Below are 15001 nucleotides of genomic sequence, written 5' to 3'. Positions count from 1 at the left end.
ACTATTCACAACAAGAGCGAAAATGAAGCATGCACCGTTCTATAAAGATGCTTGGATTATCCGACTAGAACCCAAGACCGAATCAACATGATTCGATGAATAGTTTCTCTACAGATCTTATATCATTTTGATATTGAGCCATTTCATATCGGTAATCGTCGGCAGTGTCGACATCGCGGTCTTCCCTATGGTCTTTATACTCAAGATTCAAATCCCATACATATTCGGAAACACAATCTTTAACTACTTCCTCTACCTGGTCTAACGAAATGTCTTCCGTTAGAAATTCACCTAAACCGTCACAAAAACCATAAAGTATCGAATATGGATTTAAATTCTTGAGCATCGCATCGTGAATCTTCTTTTTTACAAACGTTTCCCAATCCCCGATATAACAGTCGAACATCGAAGGTTGATATTCAGATTCCCAATCACGACCATTACCAAAGCTCTCAACGGAATCTATGACATATTCTTTAAGCCAACGATTCGCTTCCGCCTTAAGCGCAAGTGAAAGACGTCCAAAAACTTTATCGGAGACATTCAGTATCTTTTTAGCTCTTTCAAGGTCTTCCAATAAGTCATAGGCTGTTAAATAGCTTGTACCTATCGCTAAATGACTCAAGTTCAAAAAGGAACATAGCAATTCCGCATAGTATGGGCTGTTATAGAAAGCACCCCGACCTGAGCCAACCAGCAAAAGCGAAACAGATTCCCAGGCTTTAGTGTTTTCTGAATCGAGCATTTCACTCAGAAGAGATCCAATCCATTCAAAATCACTATCGATTAGAAGACCAGTAATCTGTCGCAATACAGAACAAACATAATGCTCCGGACATAGACGGAGCCAAGATCCAGGGCAATCAACTTGAAGGGTTAAAACCTCGCCTTTAATGGCCCTGAGTTTAAATGCGTCGATAACGGACCTATCTGTATTGACCTTAAAAATGGTTTCTAGCTGATCGGCATATATTGCTGATTCCACTATCGCTGTAGACTCTAGGGTATTTCCAGCAAGAAAGGCGGCACAGTAATCATTAACAGAAGGGTTAATCATTGCAACATGCCGCTCACAATCGATAACAACCGTTTTGATTACGGCCGACTCAAGGCGCTTGATTGCACGATCAAAGCAATCGATAGAACAATCAATCCCATAAGATAGTTTGATTCTAGAATTAAAGGCAGTTTTTAGATGTGACAGGCTTACGAATTTCTTTCCAAACGAAAATAGTTGAAAAGCAAGAACTCTCTCTTCCTCACCAAGACGTTCTTCGAATTCGTTTTTCCAGATATCAATAGGGTTATTAAGACGTGAAACAATCTCTGAACAGTAATTTTTCAAATCACATTGCTCAATAAATTCCGGTCGAGAACAATACTCAATCACACGAGGATTATAGTTGGCGTGTTCACAAATCTTAACGCAGCCCGCTTTATCTTTATCGACTTTTTTAGATAGCGCCTCTATGTACGGCTGCGGTACGTTTTCGAATCGCAAGTTAGAAAGAAGTATTCGAGCTTTGTCCAATAAGGCCATGGAACTGGTGTCTATTAAAACAAGCTGATCATCAAGTTTGCGAATCAAACGATGAAAAGAATCGTCCTTCCTACCAGCTTCGTTGAGAATGGAAATGCGTGAATTGAGAATTATCTTTCGCTTGTCAGATTTCTTAACCATAAAAAGTAAGCTGCTAATCAGGCGCAGCAACTTTGAATCGACATCAAGAAAATTCTGACCAAGGAAATCATCTAGTACAATAAGTTCCGGTAGGTTGGAATCGGGCGAAGATGCGCTAATTACGCCCTCCAATTCATAGCATGAAGAATAGAGAACGCGATAACCAGTTGCGGACATTTGAAGGGCGAGCATTTGTGTAAGTGTGGTTTTGCCCGTACCCGGATCGCCGGTGATGATTAGACAGGGGTTTGATTCGAGAATATTGACCGCCCTGTTATATAGAGCGGTCTGGACAAACAAGGATTTGCGTTCATCGATATTAGCAAGATATAAATCACAGCCTACAAAGAATGACCTGTTGTACAGGTTTTGCAGCACATTGGCCCCAGCAATCCATAGCTTAAAATGATTACGCAGAATATCTGAATTAGACTCATCAGAAAGGATCTGGTCAAGCTTAACGGAATCCAGTAGTTTGAAATCTTGAACACCGAGAGCTTTCGCCTTAGAAAACAATCGCTGTTGGAATTCTCTCGTAACGCCAGAGGCCACAGTAAGTATTAAACATCTGGAGGGAAGATTACCGCGAGAGTCCAGCTGTTTAATCAAAGCTAATAAAGTTGATTCAAGCCTGGAATAACGCACATGCTGAGTCCAATGCTTGGCTTGAACGACAACCGATGGACAGGCATGAGAACCACAGAAATAAAAATCGGAGGCATCTATCCCGCCATCCCTGCCCTCGGTATAGCAGGACAGCTTAATATGCATAAGCTTTTCGGCGACATCACGACTGAGCAACTCAAACTCATAGCTATCAAGCGCGGAATAATTAAATTGCATATGCCGAGCTCCAAAAGAACAAACAAGAATACTCCTTGCAGTATAACCATGTTTAATAGTCAAGGACGATAAGTTCGGGTGGGCAGTAATTATTTAGACCCTTAATAAGTAGCAAATTGGCTTTAATAAGAAGGGGCATATCGGCAGCCACTTGTCAGCCCTTCCCTTATTGCGGATATGCAGTTATCTGTAAGAACTTCTAGAGCTGCCCAAAAGTGCGATCTGATTATTTGCGCATTGGATTAGAAGTGTATCGGCCCCCCCACCATGAATTCGCAGACAACACATGGGAACCTCCGGCATCATATTGCTGCCTATTTAAGCCAACTCAATCGAGCTTTCTGCAACCTCAATGCCGGGCGCGTATTTCTGCACTAACGCGTCCAAAATTACTCGGTTACCCGGCGTCATCTTTGGGGAAGAGACGATCTTCATCAAAGATGACGCTCCGTCTGAGATAACCAAATCGTAGAAGGAAGGAATTTCGGGATCGCATCTATCAAGTATGACCTCAGTGGCCCTCTTAACTGCTTCAACATCACCCTCGATAGAGGCGATGCCCACAGGTACTGCTGTCAAAACATAGCGCCATTCTCTCTGGTATGACCATGCGGTAGCCTTGTGGATCCCGAGCGCACTTAAATCAGCTTCGACCCAACCGTTCCCGCAGCTTCGTATCACTTCTGGAAACAGAAGCGACTTATCGTTCGTATACTGGATTTCATGAAGCATCTCAACGCTTCGGGCCATTTCTTTAAAAAGATATTTTTTATCCCAAAAGTCTTCGAGCGGCAATTGAAGTCCATCAAACTTGCCACCAGGAGTATTCAAAACTGCGTCACTAGATAGCTTACTTAGGCTTTCGGTAGACACAGAGTACCGCTTAAACGGATGAATCTTCATTTGGATTCTTACTCCACATTCAGCTCCAGCATACTCGCGCCACATGGGGATGCTCTCCTCATCAGAAGAAGTCTAACAACTGACGAACTTCATTTTTCCAAGATTTTGAGAGTCTGCTGAACGCTGTTCTTGTGGGTCATCAACTTTATCTAACCGGCTGAACCTCATAGTCCGATTATGCAGAATCAAGGCCAGCGTATCTAGGCTTGTATAATGATAGAGAACGGCGGGTGCTTCCATGTTTGGCTCCTAACTCTAGCAATGAGTCCATATCACTGTTCATCATAATTAATAGAAATGATTACAAAAAATCAATCAGTCCCAACCGGTCTCCAACCGACCCCTCCCCCTCCCCAACTTTGTCCAAAAAGTTCGCAGTTGTTGACCGACGTTACCGTAAAATAACCCCACTTACATATACACGGAGTGTTGGCCTGGCGCCGCCTCCGGGCCTTGGCGCCCACCTTATCGAGAGGCACCGCTATGAAACGAGTCTTTTACCGCTCGCTCTGCGCAGTTCTTTGCGTATCCATGCTTAGCGCAGCAATACCTGTAAGGGTTTTAGCGGAAGAAGAACTGCTTCAGGAAAACACCTTGGAGCAGTTTGATACTGGCGCAGCGGACAATTCGGGCGGCAGCATGACAGGCGATATCGATACAAGCGAGATCGGCAATGAGTCCATCAAAAATGATTCCGATCTCGCGAATCCAATTTCACATCAGGCGGAACCTCAGGTTTCCCTAGCTTCCGATATGTCGCCTGATACGGAACAAGCCATAAAGGCCGCAGTAAGTGGATATCAGCACAGCGATAGCGCCACCAGCGGCAGTGTCACCCTCACCGTCGAATGGAACGATCTAGTACTTGGACAGCCAACGACTTTCCACGTGAGCGCAACAGGTGGCAGTGGCAGCTATCTCTTCCGCATGGATGCGCCCTCGTACTCCAACCCCAATGAGTACGTCTACGAGTCGGTCGCCGACCCAAGCCGCGGAGAGTGGACAAAGTACACCGACGCGTGCGTTAGCCACGACTTTACGTTCACAACGACGGCTGCCGGATCATACAACTTCCGCTTTTACCTCATGGACAAGGCGTCGGGCGTTTACTACTTGCGCACCAACACGTATATCCAGGTTGAAGATGATGCGTATCCCAGTGTTGCGAGTATTGTTAATAAAGCAGTGTCCCAGGCCAGGCAAAACACAAATGGTTCTGAATACGAAATGGCCCTTTATCTTCATGACTGGCTTCTAGATCAGCTTGAGTACGACAACTCGCTGAAGTGGTCATCTGCTGAGAGTGCCCTCACGCGCGGCCTAGGCACCTGTCAGGCGTATGAAAGCGCCTATTCCAAGCTGCTCACCGCTGCCGGCATCACCAATTCAGAGACCCGCGATACCTATGACGGCCACACCTGGAATGCCGTCAAGCTCGATGGAAAATGGTACCAGGTCGACTGCACCTGGGACGATACATCCGACAACTTCTATGGCGACCTTGACCAGCGCCACCTGTACTTTTGTATCACCGATGAACTCATGGCAATCGCGCACAAAGGGCACGCCAAAATCTACACTGCCGACGAGTACGCCACCCGCTCGACGAGCCTCAAAGACAACTACTTCGTTCACAACGGCAAGGCCGACGAATGGGCTGCCAAGTATGATGATCGCATCCAGCAGCACCTCGACGCAAAGGAGAACAAGTTCTCTATCGACGCAGGCAACCAGTTCTTCCCGCCCAGCATCAGTGGCATCCAGAACGGAATCATCGCCTTTACGATGGAACAGAGAGAATGGAAAACGAACAGCGCTAAAGTTGACCTCACTGCCGCCTCTAACATCACCATGACATCGAACCGTGAGTGGACTGCAAGGTTTGATTTTGAGGTCGAGTACTCAAAGATGCCAGCCATGCCCGACATCTCGGAGCGTACGATCGAAGACGGAATCTACGTCATCCAATGCTCGTTCTCTCCCGAATCCGTAATCGACGTCCAGGGAGGCTCATGGGATCCGAGGGCGAACATACAGCTCTGGAAATCCAACGGCACAATGGCGCAGGCGTTCCTCTTCAGGTACGATGAAGCGGCAGGCGCCTACGAAATCACCAATGCCAAATCGGAAATGGCACTCGACGTGCAGGGCGGGTTGATGTCAAGCGGCGTCAACGTCCAGCAGTACGCGCCGAACTCCACGGAGGCCCAGCGCTGGTCAGTCGTCCCGAACGAGGACGGCACGTTCACCCTATCGCCGGCAAACCACCCCGAGCTCGCGCTCGACGCGTCGGGCGGCCGCTCGACGCCCGGAACCAACATACAGATCTATGCCACCAACGGGACCGAAGCCCAAAGATGGGTGCTCAAGAAAATCTAGTGAAACAGGCTTACCGCTTGCCCTTGCGAGCTTTCGCAAACCCCTTCGCGCCGTGCACCATCATGAACGCCATTAACGCGAATCCCAGATACCCGTTCAGGCCGTACAGCACGTTGAGCAAAGGCGCATAAGGCACTAGGCAGGCAATCACACAGCCGAGCACGCCGCCCGCCACAGTCACAAACCTGTAACGATGTGAGCCCTCAGCCGCCAAACGTTTTACACCCGTCCACATTTCAAGCCTTCATACGACTCTATCGGCTTAGTAATAATCGGATACTCAATATCGTCAGGCATTTCTCTATTTTACACGCCTAACGCTGGCAACCCTCATTCCATGATATAGATGCCAGAGCCCTGATCAATGTAGTCGATTCACCCTAGTCAAGAACGATCTTCCGAATGTATATATCCTTCAGCGATATAACGAGCAAATATTGCAAAGCCATTGCAAACGGAATTGCCATAACGCCTAACTTTCCGAGCAGCAAATAACAAGCAACAAGATATACAACGTTCGAAATAAGCGTGATGACTGTCGATTGTTTCGTTAGGCCATAAGCGTTGAAGCAGGGATGAATGGCGGAAAAGACAATGCTCGCAGCGACAAGAGCGGCTAATGTGGCAAAGAGATACCAGTACGCACCGTAGAGCGGATCCATAAAGACAGCAAGTGCAGGCGGAACGACCAAGCAGGCAATAGCTGCGCAAGGTGTCACAACTTTAGCCACGACCTTCTCGATTTTTCTAACAACCTCATACGCGCGACTGTTAAGCCCCTTGGCGATCAACTCAGCAAGCTGCGGCATAATCGCCAGCTGCACAGGTCGAGAAAGAAGAGAGAGAGCGGAAAGCAGCTGCCTAAAGAATTTAAAGACACCGACAACCTCACTCGACAAGAGAGAGAGGAAGAACACATCGAAATACTGAATTGGAGCGTCCGCCGAGGTATCCAGGTTTGACCAAATTGTGAAGGAGATGTAGCCAGCCGGCAAATCGGCGAGTCGTGCTTTAACGATCTTAAAAAATCCAACGCGCCTGCGAGCAACATGCACGGCAATAAAAAATAGCGTCATGCTTTTAATGATATCAGCAGCACAATACGCACAAGCAATAACGACTACACTATTCCCGAAAAGCACCATTGACACAGCCACAAAGAGCAGCTTGACGGCCGCCATAACAACCGCATGAATGGCAACATAGTTGAATCTATCGAAAAGACGGAGCAAACCCGTAGGGGCACCTTCTATATGCACAAGTATCTCGAAACAAAACACCACTGCCGCAGCAGTCGCGGCAGAATCCCATCCGAGAACGCTCGCCACGAAGCCGACAATGGCGAAGGAGATGACACATCCGGCAACTGCCGATGTCACATCGACAAGAAAAGCGGCCTTAATACAGGCAGCCAGTCCGCGCTCATCTCGTTTTTCCAGACTGATTGATCCATAGCGAATCACACTTTGCCATGATTGGAAATTTAAAAGAGAATCAATCGCCTGCATGTAAGTCTGACCGATCATCAGCGAACCGTAGCCAGCAACGCCAAGAAATCCAGCAGATACAAATGACGTCAGCATATTCAAAGCAGAGGCGCCGCCCTGACCTACAACGATAGTGAAGACATTTTTCGCAAGCTTCGCCCAGAATTCATTGCCCCTAATTTTGTCACGCAAAAGCTTGAGACTAAAGTGCATCATTGCTCCATTTCGTTTCTCGCCAGCGAATCCAGGATTAAAGAACCCAGGTCATCGGAAGTCATGAACTCACAATCCGGATACCGTTCCGCAAGCCGTCGAAGCAGTCTATCAAGCGCTTCGAGTGAAAACTCGCGATGTCTCTCATTCACTCGGGTCGTATAGTTGACGCGATGGGTGCATACCACCGCCGGCTGCCTACGCCTGAAAGCCGTCTCGATTTCTGCGAAAGCATCGTCGACACACTCATCGACGTTTTTGCCTTGAAACATAGAGCGCGAGGGCTCGAACTGCACGTTTCGGATTAAGCGGCACTGCCCAGGCACGTTGGAGTGTCCGAAAACGTTAATCTTCTTCAAATAGGAGTTGTTCCCTTTCGGGACATTCCTCTTCGGCGACGATTGGATAGTCTCAATGCCCAGCTCAGCGGCGATGAGCTCACATTCCTTATTGGCGACATAGCATGGTGGGATGAAGCTCCTGGGGGCGAAGCCAAAAAGGCGTTTGAAAATCGTGACCGCGTCTTCAAGGTATCCGCGCTCATCGATCAGAGTGTTTCCGCTGTTGAGCGCGTCAATCCCATTGTAGAAGGCATCGTCCAGACCCACCATTCTCAAACAGCGGGCATATTCCACAGCTGAGTCGGCGACCGCATCGGCAAGCCACGCCGTAGCGTTAAGGTGCTCTCGCCCGTGGAGCTGAGGATGCAGTGCCGTTTCACCGCGACCCAGCCGAACGAAATCGAGTACTCCCTCGTCTCCGTCATAGGTTCGGTAGGTTTTATCGATGGGCTCGAATCCAAAGTGCGCTACATCAGCGTTGCCGGGAACGCATCGATTGAAATCTGGGTTGGCGGTTGCGAAGTTCAACGTGAATACTGGGGCGGAAGCCTGAAATCGCACCGCATTCTCGCGCAGCAAAGAAGAGAGGACGCTTACGTCGGCCTTCTTTTCCAAGCCGTCAAAAGATTGGTAGTGATCGAGCCTGAAAGAGGGGAAGCGATTCTCAAATGCCGCAAGTGCATCGGCATCCGGGACCCTCACGGCACCCCAATCGTCGGACTCGAAGACGACGATACGCCTATTCGTTTGGAAACCAAGCTTTGCGACAAGGGTCTTAGCAGCCTCTTTGATTACGTGCATCGTCTGCCCCTAAAGCTCGAATTCACATTTTTCGGGAAAAAGTTCGTCAAGGCAGGTGAGAATCCTCGTCCGCGCAGTCTCGTACTGCTCCGGCGTAAGGTCGCCGTCATTGAGACAGACGACCTTACCCTTGCGCCCGCGAAGATACGATTCAGCCTCTTCCAGGGTTGAATCGAAATTAGCACCAAATGAAAAGGACCGTCCGAAAGAAACTGGACGCGGATAAAAATCTCCTTTTGCGCACTGCCAATCTTTCATGAGCCAGTTAGATACGTCGGTTGCCTCTCTAAAACGATGAGAAGAAGTCGCCTCAAGCTCTTGCTTTTCTACCTCCCAAATTTCTTCGAAGGTAGACTTTAAAAATGAATTGCAGAGATGGGGTTCATAAAAACCTTTGAATGTAGGATATATCAATAAAACGAGCGTTCTCAAGCACATGATGCCATAGCCTGGGCTGAACCACTTTAGTGGATGCCTGCCTACACACGCAAGTGGTTTAAAATGTGAGCTTAAAACGCTAGCGCAGTTAAAGGGGACGTAGAAATTGTCACCTCGAGCAAGACTTGCTGCATTTAGAACTGCCGTAATTCTTGGTAGTCCTTTATGAAAGAAATCGTCTTCTGTGGTCTTATCAAGAATCAACAAATCATCATTGAATAGGACAAAGTGCTCAGAAAGGCCCTCAATTTTGTAGGCATTCAATTCGATAACATTTGAATTGAAAGTTGGGAGATTCTTATTGGGGATAAAATCACTATGCTTTACAACATTGATTTTTGGATTTGAACAATCAAGCCATTCGGGTAAATGACCATATGTCAGAAAATGAATTGTGCCAACCCATGGCGCGTTGGAAGAAACACTTCGAAAAAAATAGCGTAGCAAACCCCAATCTCTATAACGTTTATCCTGATTGGGAGTGATTATCTCGCTTGACTCATTGCTATATTTATATCGATCAAAAAGCCAATTTGGGTCCGTGCAATCAACCCATGGAATTACAAAATCAATCTTCATAACGTTCTGTGACCTCGAAAGAATTCCTAGTTATCAGTAGTGATTGTTTCTCCCCGTTCAAGGAGATCATCATTTAATTGAACCGACTTTAAATCTTCTATCAAAAGCTAACGCCCCTAGTAAAAAGCCAATTGGAACTGAAAGGGGCCCAACAAAAGCTGCTGAAGCTGTCGACTGTATCAACAAATATAGAAATAGAAGAAGTAAGCAAATGTACCTATTAGGGTCCTTACTGGATCCACTCTGAATCATTTTAAAAAGTTTTATATAAATTGAAAGAATGCAAAGGAGTCCTAAAAACCCGGTTTGCCCAAGAACCATAGGCCAGTACACATCCGAAATAAAGGAGCCGCCATCAGGAATATTCATAAGACCGTAAACAGATGATAGATGGTAAGAAAAATACACTTGAGAGTAATAAACTTTAGACATGTAAGAAGCGAACGACCCAAAACCAGTGCCAAGCGGAAAATAATCAAAAGCTATCTGCAAGGATGTGGTCCCAAGCAAGTCACGTGCAGTTTCATTTCCAGCGAAGTAATACTCAACTATTTGACCCCAAGCAATGAACACAGCAATGACGCATAAGCAAATCAAATTCCATTTTGAAATAGATTTACGCCGGACTAGCACAACATAAAACAGAGCAATGGCAAAGATGGCAGCTGCCATTGCTTTATATCGAAATGTGCAAAATACATTTAATGCAGCAAAAAAACCCATGCGTAAGTTCCTACGCCAAGGTTTCTCGTCAAATATAATCCGATTGCGAGAAGAATAATTTGCGCTCCGGCAAGGTATTCAGAATGAGAAAAAAACAATTTTGGTATCGCTATACCAAATCTGATCTCTTGACCAGGAAACCAGTTAAAAAATAAATTTAGAAGCAATAATCCCGTCAGGCAGTATGTCAAAAAACGAACAATGATGATCATCTTTTCTCGATGAACGGAAACAAAGTCGTTACTTGCTGCAAGCCCAAATGCCATGGCCAGATAGAATTTTAAATTTAGGAATGTATCTCCTATGCATGCTAGTATTGGCTGGGTTGAATATAGACATGAACTCATCAAACCAGCAGTTACATATAGAACAATGAGCCACCATATTCCTAAAAACACTTTGCTGCGTCGAGATAATAAATAATACAATCCCCCAAACAGTGCAAAAACTTCGTCATAATATCCAAATATCGGAAAGCACTGTTGGATTGGATCTTCAAACACCAACAGAAAAATACTAAGCCATAATAGGTATTGATATAAATTTCCGTAATTTTGTGGCTTCTTGGCCTTTTCAATCGAGGTCATTCATCATCCCTGCTGCCATATTGAATGCATGAATCTGTTTCTTTGTACAGATTTAGTATTTGTTCAATTGAATGTTTGGAATTGAATCGATCGGCAACAACTTTTCTTCCAGCATCGCCTATTTCTTTACGAAGCTCAGAATCGAACAACAACTTATTAATTAAAAGAGCGAGGTTATTGACATCGTCGACTTTGATAAGGAATCCATTAGTGCCGCTTTCAATGAGCCGTGGTACTCCGCCGACGGCTGTGGCAATGGTGGGTATACCGTGAGACATTGCCTCGAGAACGCTCATGGGCATACCTTCATTCTTAGAGGGAAGGCAGTACACCGCGGCCCGCTCGAACAGGGCTTCGCGTTCGCCACCGGTGACCCAGCCGCAAAACTCGCAGCGGTCAGCAATGCCTAGCTCCTCAGCGAGCGCTTTGTTCTTCTCGATTTCACCGTCTCCGCCAAAGACAATTTTAGTCTCCGAGAAACGCGACAGGACTTCTCTTGACGCGCGCAAGAGAACATCCGGGCTCTTGCGCGCGTCAAGACGTCCTAAAAACAGGACGTCTTGACGCGAACAAGGTGAGCACGGCAGCGCAGGCACTTTAACACCGTTATGGACAACGTCAATCTTTTCAGAGTCACAAACGTTTTCTGCAAAGTAGTCACGCCACTCTTCCGACAAAACCACAACTCGGTCGGCGATGCCAAAGGTCTCCCTTACGTCACGACGGTAGGCGTCTCCACCCTCTTCAAAAGCCTTCTTAAACTCCCCGTCGTGATCGTGCAGTATTACGTACTTGCCTGCTTTATGTGCCATACGGGCCATAATTGACTTACGTTTGTAGGACCCACGGGCACTAATGTGTAGGTGAATGATGTCATAGGAAGACATAACCCTCACATAGCGCGCTAGCGCCCGCGTAAATGCGAGAGACTTACCGAATTTTGAGGAACCGACCCCCGTCCCCAGGTACTCGAAGGCGTCGCATGCCTCAGGGAGACCTCCATCAAGATAGCCCCGTACGACGGAGACAATCCCGCCATGCAGAGAAAGGTCGGGGCCGACCATCAGAACTTTCGCGTTCACTCTATTATCAACTGAAACCATCGTCATCCTTAAGCCGCGAACCTAGGCAGCGAGCGGGAACCCCCCCCCAAATTGAAAACTCAGGCTCCACATCTTTGGTCAAGACGGCGCCAGCGGCAATTACGCAGTGATCAGAGATGTGGACACCCTTGAGGATCGTTACGCCACAGCCCATCCACACGTCGTTACCGATAACGACATCTTGGTCGTTATCGGGAGTCTTCTCCTCATCTGTAAGTTCCATCATGGGACGATCGAGAATATCCGTGCGGTGGTCACCTGTAACCACGGTTAAGTTAGGTCCGCTCATGACATAGTCGCCGATGCGAATTTTCGCTCGGGTCGTGAGCAGCGTTGTTCCGGGACCCAGGTACACGTCGTGACCCATGTAGATATTTCCCGCTCCGGAGATCTCGCTGCGGCGGCCGAGTGTCACGTTCTCGCCGCATGAAGCAAAGGAGCGTCGTAGCGAGGGCATAAGAAGTAGCTTGTTATAAGCGCGGGAGACTCCGTCGAGGATCCTATAGGCGAAATCCATTATTAAGCTTTCCTCCACACCATCTTGTCCACGACGCCGGTGTAGCTCTGGATGATCTTGACCACCTTGGTGGACACGGTCTCGTCGGCGTAGTCGGGAACGGGCGCCTCGGGCAGCGACCCCTCCGCATCGAGCTCAACGGCAGTGTGGACGGCCTGCAGCAGGCCCTTCTCGGAGATGCCGGCCAGCGTGAAGCAGGCCTTGTCCAAGGCCTCGGGGCGCTCGGTGGAGGTGCGGATGCACACCGCCGGGAACGGGCGCCCGATAGACGCGAAGAAGCTGGACTCCTCGGGCAGGGTGCCGGAGTCCGACACCACCGCGAAGGCGTTCATCTGCAGGCAATTGTAGTCATGGAAGCCCATGGGCTCGTGCATGCGCACGCGCGGGTCCAGCTTGAAGCCGGTGGCCTCCAGGCGCTTGCGGGAACGCGGGTGGCAGGAGTACAGGATCGGCATGTCGTATTTCTCCGCGAGCGCGTTGATGGCGGTGAACAGGCTCGTGAAGTTCGCCTCGGTGTCGATGTTCTCCTCGCGGTGGGCGGACAGCAGCATGTAGTGCTTGGACTCAAGGCCGAGCTCGGTGAGGATGTCGGAGGCCTCGATCTTATCAAGATTTGCGCGCAGGACCTCCGCCATGGGCGAGCCCGTGACATAGGTGCGCTCGGGGGCGCAGCCGGTGTCCTTGAGGTAGCGGCGTGCGTGCTCGGAGTAGGCCAGGTTGACGTCGGAGATCACGTCGACGATGCGGCGGTTGGTCTCCTCGGGCAGGCACTCGTCCTTGCAGCGGTTGCCCGCCTCCATGTGGAAGATGGGGATGTGCAGGCGCTTGGCCGCGATGGCTGACAGGCAGCTGTTGGTGTCGCCTAGGATGAGGAGCGCGTCGGGCTTCACCTCAACCATCAGCTTGTAGCTCGCGGCGATGATGTTGCCCACGGTCTCACCCAGGTCGGCTCCCACGGCGTCCAGGTAGACGTCGGGGTCGGCAAGCTCCAGGTCGCGGAAGAAGATGCCGTTGAGCGTGTAATCGTAGTTCTGCCCGGTGTGCGCCAGCAGGCAGTCGAAGTGGCGGCGGCACTTCTTGATGACCTCGGACAGGCGGATGACCTCGGGACGCGTGCCCACGATGATCAGCAGCTTCAGGCGGCCGTCGTCCTTGAATGCAATTTCGGAACAGTCCTTGCGCATGCGGCTAGACCTCCTCGTAGTAGGTATCTGGGTTCTCGGGGTCGAAGGGCTCGTTGGTCCACATGACCGTCACGAGGTCCTCCGTGTCGGACAGGTTGGTGATGGAGTGCGTGTAGCCGGGGATCATCTCCACGGCGCGCATGTCCGTGCCGGAAACGACGTACTCGTCGACGGGGAACGGGTTGCCCTCGGCGTCCTCCCCCACCTTCCTCAGTCTGATGGACGCGGTGCCGGAGACCACCAGGAACCTCTCCCACTTGCTCATGTGCCAGTGGTTGCCCTTGGTGATGCCGGGCCTCGAGACGTTGATGGAGACCTGGCCGCGCTCGGGCGTGCGCAGGAACTCGGTGAACGATCCGCGCGCGTCCGTGTTGGGCTTCAGGCTGTAGGCGAAATGCCCGGGCTCGTAGTAGGACAGGAACGTGCTCCAGAGCTTCTTGGAGAAGGAGCCCTCGGAAAGGTCCGGCACCGAAAGCGTCTCGCGGCTGTCGCGGAAGCACCCCAGCAGGTAGACGATCTCGCCCAGGGTCTTCATGTCGGTCTGCGGGACGTAGCAGAACCCGTCGCCCTCGACGCGCTCCAGCCCCTCGTAGCCGCAGCGATGCTCGTTTCCGAGCAGGGCGCCCAGCATCTCGTCCACCAAGTCGTCGATGTAGAGGAGCTCGAGCTCGACATTGGGGTCGTTCACGGTGTAGGGGCGGCCGTTGGCGATGGCGTCGCAGAAGGTCGCGACGGCGGAGTTGTAGCGCGGGCGGCACCACTTGCCGTAGAGGTTGGGGAAGCGGTAGATGAGCACCGGGGCGCCGGTCCTCTCCGAGTACTCGCGGAACAGGCCCTCCCCCGCCAGCTTCGACTCGCCGTAGACCGATCCCTCGAAGCGCCCCGAGAGGCTCGCCTGCGCGGAGCTGGAGAGCATGACGGGACACGTGTTGCCGTGGCGCTCGAGGGTGTCCAACAGCGTGGAGGCGAACCCGAAGTTGCCCTCCATGAACTCCGCCTGGTCCTCGGGGCGGTTGACGCCGGCGAGGTTGAAGACGAAGTCCGCGCGGGAGCAGTAGTCCTCCAGCTCCCCGGGCGTCGACTCGATGTCGTACTCCATGACCTCGAGCGGGAGCAGGCTCGCGTATCTCTCACGGCGGTCCTTGCCGTCCCTTATGTTCTTCAGCGCGCAGCAGAGGTTCCTCCCCACGAAGCCCCCGGCGCCGGTGACGAGGACGCGCAC

The 15001-nt window shown here is 50.0% G+C and carries 14 protein-coding genes; 1 reads left to right on the top strand and 13 read right to left on the bottom strand.

Going from position 1 to position 15001, the window contains the following annotated elements:
• Positions 1 to 82 precede the first annotated feature (82 nt).
• The 3 genes from DWZ15_RS03430 to DWZ15_RS10470 form a co-directional block, all read right to left on the bottom strand.
• Positions 83 to 2524, bottom strand: coding sequence for an ATP-binding protein (locus tag DWZ15_RS03430; protein WP_118449403.1), 2442 nt, complete (start codon positions 2522 to 2524; stop codon positions 83 to 85).
• Between the two features lie 318 nt (positions 2525 to 2842).
• The gene (locus tag DWZ15_RS03425; protein WP_118449401.1) at positions 2843 to 3472 is read right to left on the bottom strand and encodes a DUF2971 domain-containing protein; all 630 of its coding nucleotides are present in this window, start codon (positions 3470 to 3472) and stop codon (positions 2843 to 2845) included.
• 27 nt (positions 3473 to 3499) lie between these two features.
• Positions 3500 to 3667 carry a hypothetical protein gene (locus DWZ15_RS10470; RefSeq protein WP_158572489.1) on the bottom strand — a complete coding sequence of 56 codons (168 nt, stop codon included), beginning with the start codon at positions 3665 to 3667 and terminating at the stop codon, positions 3500 to 3502.
• A gap of 243 nt (positions 3668 to 3910) precedes the next feature.
• Here DWZ15_RS10470 and DWZ15_RS03420 point away from each other — a divergent pair, with 243 nt between their 5' ends.
• Positions 3911 to 5806, top strand: a complete 1896-nt coding sequence (locus tag DWZ15_RS03420) for an RICIN domain-containing protein (RefSeq protein WP_118449399.1) — start codon at positions 3911 to 3913, stop codon at positions 5804 to 5806.
• Positions 5807 to 5816: 10 nt separating this feature from the next.
• Here DWZ15_RS03420 and DWZ15_RS03415 read toward each other — a convergent pair whose 3' ends face one another.
• The 10 genes from DWZ15_RS03415 to DWZ15_RS03380 form a co-directional block, all read right to left on the bottom strand.
• A complete protein-coding gene (locus tag DWZ15_RS03415) occupies positions 5817 to 6041 on the bottom strand; it encodes a hypothetical protein (RefSeq protein WP_118449397.1) in 225 nt (74 codons plus the stop codon).
• Positions 6042 to 6186: 145 nt separating this feature from the next.
• Positions 6187 to 7509, bottom strand: coding sequence for a lipopolysaccharide biosynthesis protein (locus DWZ15_RS03410; RefSeq protein ID WP_118449395.1), 1323 nt, complete (start codon positions 7507 to 7509; stop codon positions 6187 to 6189).
• Entirely contained in the window at positions 7506 to 8648 is a 1143-nt protein-coding gene (locus DWZ15_RS03405) for a hypothetical protein (RefSeq protein ID WP_118449393.1), read from the bottom strand. The genes DWZ15_RS03410 and DWZ15_RS03405 overlap by 4 nt, the downstream gene beginning before the upstream one ends.
• Before the next feature lie 9 nt (positions 8649 to 8657).
• A complete protein-coding gene (locus tag DWZ15_RS03400) occupies positions 8658 to 9665 on the bottom strand; it encodes a stealth family protein (RefSeq protein WP_118449391.1) in 1008 nt (335 codons plus the stop codon).
• 69 nt (positions 9666 to 9734) lie between these two features.
• The gene (locus DWZ15_RS10410; RefSeq protein WP_147352306.1) at positions 9735 to 10388 is read right to left on the bottom strand and encodes a hypothetical protein; all 654 of its coding nucleotides are present in this window, start codon (positions 10386 to 10388) and stop codon (positions 9735 to 9737) included.
• Entirely contained in the window at positions 10367 to 10975 is a 609-nt protein-coding gene (locus DWZ15_RS10405; RefSeq protein WP_147352305.1) for a hypothetical protein, read from the bottom strand. Before DWZ15_RS10405 ends, DWZ15_RS10410 begins: the two co-directional genes overlap by 22 nt.
• Positions 10972 to 12078: a glycosyltransferase family 4 protein gene (locus tag DWZ15_RS03395; RefSeq protein WP_158572488.1), complete on the bottom strand. Its 1107-nt coding sequence runs from the start codon at positions 12076 to 12078 to the stop codon at positions 10972 to 10974. The genes DWZ15_RS10405 and DWZ15_RS03395 overlap by 4 nt, the downstream gene beginning before the upstream one ends.
• Positions 12065 to 12595, bottom strand: a complete 531-nt coding sequence (locus DWZ15_RS03390) for a DapH/DapD/GlmU-related protein (RefSeq protein ID WP_118449387.1) — start codon at positions 12593 to 12595, stop codon at positions 12065 to 12067. Before DWZ15_RS03390 ends, DWZ15_RS03395 begins: the two co-directional genes overlap by 14 nt.
• Positions 12596 to 12597: 2 nt before the next feature.
• Positions 12598 to 13779, bottom strand: coding sequence for a non-hydrolyzing UDP-N-acetylglucosamine 2-epimerase (gene wecB / locus DWZ15_RS03385; RefSeq protein ID WP_118449385.1), 1182 nt, complete (start codon positions 13777 to 13779; stop codon positions 12598 to 12600).
• Between the two features lie 4 nt (positions 13780 to 13783).
• Complete coding sequence (locus tag DWZ15_RS03380; protein ID WP_118449383.1) at positions 13784 to 15001, bottom strand: NAD-dependent epimerase/dehydratase family protein; 1218 nt, start codon at positions 14999 to 15001, stop codon at positions 13784 to 13786.

It is taken from the genome of Collinsella sp. AF29-7AC, from assembly GCF_003475665.1.
In the GTDB taxonomy this organism is placed as follows: domain Bacteria; phylum Actinomycetota; class Coriobacteriia; order Coriobacteriales; family Coriobacteriaceae; genus Collinsella.
The sequence above is the reverse complement of the archived record's forward strand: the minus strand, read 5'-3'. Positions and strand labels throughout refer to the sequence as shown.

Coding starts and splice junctions, on each gene's coding strand:
- DWZ15_RS03430 (WP_118449403.1), bottom strand. CDS start 2,524: ATGCAATTTAATTATTCCGCGCTTGATAGCTATGAGTTTGAGTTGCTC.
- DWZ15_RS03425 (WP_118449401.1), bottom strand. CDS start 3,472: ATGTGGCGCGAGTATGCTGGAGCTGAATGTGGAGTAAGAATCCAAATG.
- DWZ15_RS10470 (WP_158572489.1), bottom strand. CDS start 3,667: ATGGAAGCACCCGCCGTTCTCTATCATTATACAAGCCTAGATACGCTG.
- DWZ15_RS03420 (WP_118449399.1), top strand. CDS start 3,911: ATGAAACGAGTCTTTTACCGCTCGCTCTGCGCAGTTCTTTGCGTATCC.
- DWZ15_RS03415 (WP_118449397.1), bottom strand. CDS start 6,041: ATGTGGACGGGTGTAAAACGTTTGGCGGCTGAGGGCTCACATCGTTAC.
- DWZ15_RS03410 (WP_118449395.1), bottom strand. CDS start 7,509: ATGATGCACTTTAGTCTCAAGCTTTTGCGTGACAAAATTAGGGGCAAT.
- DWZ15_RS03405 (WP_118449393.1), bottom strand. CDS start 8,648: ATGCACGTAATCAAAGAGGCTGCTAAGACCCTTGTCGCAAAGCTTGGT.
- DWZ15_RS03400 (WP_118449391.1), bottom strand. CDS start 9,665: ATGAAGATTGATTTTGTAATTCCATGGGTTGATTGCACGGACCCAAAT.
- DWZ15_RS10410 (WP_147352306.1), bottom strand. CDS start 10,388: ATGGGTTTTTTTGCTGCATTAAATGTATTTTGCACATTTCGATATAAA.
- DWZ15_RS10405 (WP_147352305.1), bottom strand. CDS start 10,975: ATGACCTCGATTGAAAAGGCCAAGAAGCCACAAAATTACGGAAATTTA.
- DWZ15_RS03395 (WP_158572488.1), bottom strand. CDS start 12,078: ATGGTTTCAGTTGATAATAGAGTGAACGCGAAAGTTCTGATGGTCGGC.
- DWZ15_RS03390 (WP_118449387.1), bottom strand. CDS start 12,595: ATGGATTTCGCCTATAGGATCCTCGACGGAGTCTCCCGCGCTTATAAC.
- wecB (WP_118449385.1), bottom strand. CDS start 13,779: ATGCGCAAGGACTGTTCCGAAATTGCATTCAAGGACGACGGCCGCCTG.